Genomic DNA, 3,646 nt, shown 5'->3' on the forward strand with positions numbered 1-3,646 from the left:
AAAGAACTCACCTGCCAACAGATTGGTAAACTGATAAGTCACATTCAAATTGGTGCGGTAGTTGAACGAAGTACGGCTTTGTCCAACATCGATTGCATTGAATATTTTCCGGTGATAAAAGGATAAGTTCGTACGCAGGCTCAGTTTGTTGGTGAGATGTACATCAGAAAATACATTCAGACCGGTATTATCTTCCGTGCCGATGTTCTCCCGGGTACTTACCGATACATTGTAATATGTTGAATCACCTACAACCAGCGAAGGATAATATTTTACATATGGCTGAATATCCTGCCGGTTGCGCCGGTAAAAACCGGTCAATATCACCGAACCTACATTGCCCATATTGCGACTATAACTTAGTTCAACCCGGTGGCCCAACTCCGGCAATAAATAAGGATTACCAGAGGTAATATTCTTGGGATCGCTTGTATTGATAAATGGATTCAGATCGCCATAATCAGGTCTTTCTATTCGTTTTGAATAGCTCAGTTTAATTGTCTGGTCTTCTCCTACTTTCTTTGACAGGAATAAGGAAGGCACCCAGGTATTATAACCCGGCTTTTTCACCTGTTGTTGTGCATTGGAATAATATGAGTTTATTTCGGTGCGCTCATACCGCCCACCGGCTTTTACTTCAAATAATGTCCCTACCGGAAAACTTACTTCTGCATACCCGGCATATACCTGCTGGTGATAGCGCAGGTTGTTTGAGAGCGCATCAGCATAGAAATAATCTTTATCCAATGGATTGTACCCCCAGGCAGCGGCCTCACTGCTGATATCAAGAAAGGTAGCTTTAACACCTGTTCCAAATTGTATTTTCTCAGTCAATGGCTGGGTATAATCCAGGGTTAGCTGGGTTTCATTTTCTTTACCGGGATTGCTGTTCATTACCCCGTAATACAGCGAATCCTGCGGCATATAGAATTGTTCATTGGCTGCATTTCCCTGTGTACGGCCTATACTTGAATTGACAGCGAATTCCAGTTCCTGGTCTTCTTTTGCAAATGTTCTTTTATAATTGAACGAAAGGTCTACATTATGGGAGCGGTTGCGATTGTTGGTATTATTAAGTGTAACAAGGTTACTTAATAAGCCGCCATTATAAGTACTGTTTTGCTGTACCTGGTCAATAAGACCGCGGGTGCTGGTGCCAAAAATATCGTAGTTAACATTGGCCGAAAAACTATTATGCTTTTTGTACGTCCAGTCGAAGCCCATTCCTGATTCAAGCCCATACCGCTTTAGTCTTGTATTACCATCTTGCAACAACAGTGTATTGGTTTTACCCACTGTATCGGTTGAATTACGCGCACTGGTATAAGGCGTGCTTACGGGAAGTCTTGTGTTACCACTGACAAATGCGTTGAGGCCAAAACTCTTATTGCGTGCATTGAAATTTACGGCCCCGTTCTCCGCCCGGGTGCCTGCAGTGAGCGAAACGTTTCCATTAATGCCTCTTACCGTATTTGTTTTTAAGATAATATTAATGATACCACCCATACCCTGCGCATCGTAGCGTGCGCCGGGGTTGGTGATCACTTCAATACTTTTGATCTGGCTGGCGGGAATGGATTGCAGCACGTCAGCCACATTGCTGCCAAAAGCGGTAGAAGGTTTACCATTGATCAAAAAACGAACACCGCCATTACCGGCCAGTTGCACATTCCCGTCTACATCTACCGATACCTGCGGCACTTTCTTCAACAGATCGGTAGCCACGCCGCCTGCGGAGGTAAGGTCTTTCTCAGCGTTGAAGATCAGTTTATCAATTTTATTTTCTATCAGTTTCGCTTTAGCGGTTACAGTCACGGTTGACAGGTCCTGGCCTTTCTTCACCAGCCTGATCAATTTCAGTTCCACCGTTTTGTTTTTTTCCACGGGCACCGACAACAGGATTGCCTTTTGATAACCGATGGATTCTATAATAATGGTATACTCACCTGTCCCTACGCTGGTAATGGTAAATACGCCTGCATCATTACTGGCGCCACCTGTCAATATTTTGCCAGATGCTTTATCCATTATGGTGATAGTAGCATATTCCAGCGGCGCCTTTGTTACAGAGTCAATTACTTTTCCGGTTATTTTTCCATTTTCCCCTGCATGTGCCGTTGATTGAGCCTGCAGGTTTACAGAGAGCCATACAAACAAACAGATAAGGATCGCTTTCATTAAAGTAAAGTTGTATCTAAGTTGAAAGCAAACCTACAAAGGAAATTTGAAGACTTCCTGACTATGCAGGATAACTTTAAACGCCGGTAATAAGTTACCCTGAAATACGTTACTATATATTAAAACAATAGTCAATGCTATCCTTCAGCATTGCTACAGAATTGCTAAAGATTTTTAGTTGTTAAAATCCACTGATTTGTTTAGAAAGATATTGTTGTCCATTTGTTTGATCACGAGTTGTCTTGTGGCGTTTTCACAAGAAACTACTCATTCTCCCGCTGTCGATTCTATTTCCCCTAATTATTCACCTGAAATGACAACTAAACCAGTTGTCACCTGGCGTTCCCTGATTATACCGGGCGCCATGATCACGTATGGGGTAGTTGCCATTAAATTTGACGGGTTCCAGGACTGGAACGAAGCGATCAAAGAAGAGATCTGGACTAAACAACCTCATCAGCTGATCCATATTGACAATTATTTACAATGGGCGCCTGCTGCAAGTACGTTTGCCCTTGGCTTTGCAGGCGTAAAAGGCAGACATAATTTTACCGACCGGGCGCTTATATTTGGCATGGCCGAATTAATTCAAAGCTCCGTAGTAGCTTCCGTAAAAAAGATCAGTGGGGAAATGAGACCTAATGGCGAGAGCAACCAGTCCTTCCCTTCAGGGCATACTTCCAATGCATTTACAGGCGCCGAATTTATGCGATTAGAATATAAAGATGTATCGCCTTGGTATGGTGTTTATGGATATGCACTGGCTGCGTCTATTGGTATTCTGAGAATGTACAATAATAAACACTGGCTGAGTGATGTGGTGGCAGCCGCTGGTGTAGGCATATTGTCTACTGACTTTACTTACTTTATTTATCCGAAAATAAAACGGCTGTTCACCCTTAAACAGCACTCAAATGCCATTATTCTTCCTACTTATAACAATGGAGCATTTGGTATTTCCCTGGTAAAACGTTTGTGAAAATAAGCTGGTCCCGGTTGAGCCAGGACCATTTTAGTTATTTAATCTTTTCCTTCACCATATAAACCAGGGGCAGGCCTACTTCATCGACACCGGTGACAGCACTGTTTTTCACGAACCCGTAACTGGCAAAAAATTCCAGGTCGGGGTTTTGTTCATACTCCCCTATCCATACTATTTGCTGCAGACCGCAAATAGAAAGACATTTTTCAAACAGGCTCTTTTTTACCTGAATGTCATCAAACTTCTTCAACACCGCGAAGTCGGCGATCCGCATGATGCTTTTGCCATTGAAGATCTCCGGTCGGCTGCCTTTAGAGGTAACGCGGGCATAACCTGCTACCTCGCCATCGGCATTAACCACCAGGAACTGGTTCGAGAGGCTATTCATGTCTACATGCAATGCCCCGGTACTAAATTTTTTCTGGATATAATCCTTCAATTGGGCCGGCGGCACTTTGCCGGTATATTTTTCCCTTGCAGTTGCTG

Annotated in this window: 3 protein-coding genes; 1 reads left to right on the forward strand and 2 read right to left on the reverse strand. The window is 43.3% G+C overall.

The genetic code is table 11. The features are described from left to right. Nucleotides 1–2,178, reverse strand: a 2,178-nt coding sequence (locus ACJ751_RS11615; protein ID WP_407745662.1) for a TonB-dependent receptor domain-containing protein, incomplete at its 3' end; no start/stop codon positions are given. 313 nt (nucleotides 2,179–2,491) lie between these two features. On the opposite strand from ACJ751_RS11615, the gene ACJ751_RS11620 reads away from it, so the two are divergent. After that, a complete protein-coding gene (locus ACJ751_RS11620; protein WP_407745663.1) occupies nucleotides 2,492–3,157 on the forward strand; it encodes a phosphatase PAP2 family protein in 666 nt (221 codons plus the stop codon). A gap of 37 nt (nucleotides 3,158–3,194) precedes the next feature. On the opposite strand, the gene ACJ751_RS11625 is transcribed toward ACJ751_RS11620, so the two are convergent. Next, a partial coding sequence (locus ACJ751_RS11625; RefSeq protein ID WP_407745664.1) for an N-acetyltransferase occupies nucleotides 3,195–3,646 on the reverse strand: 452 nt, incomplete at its 5' end.

The sequence above is a fragment of the Niastella sp. genome (assembly GCF_045805085.1).
In the GTDB taxonomy this organism is placed as follows: Bacteria; Bacteroidota; Bacteroidia; order Chitinophagales; family Chitinophagaceae; genus Niastella.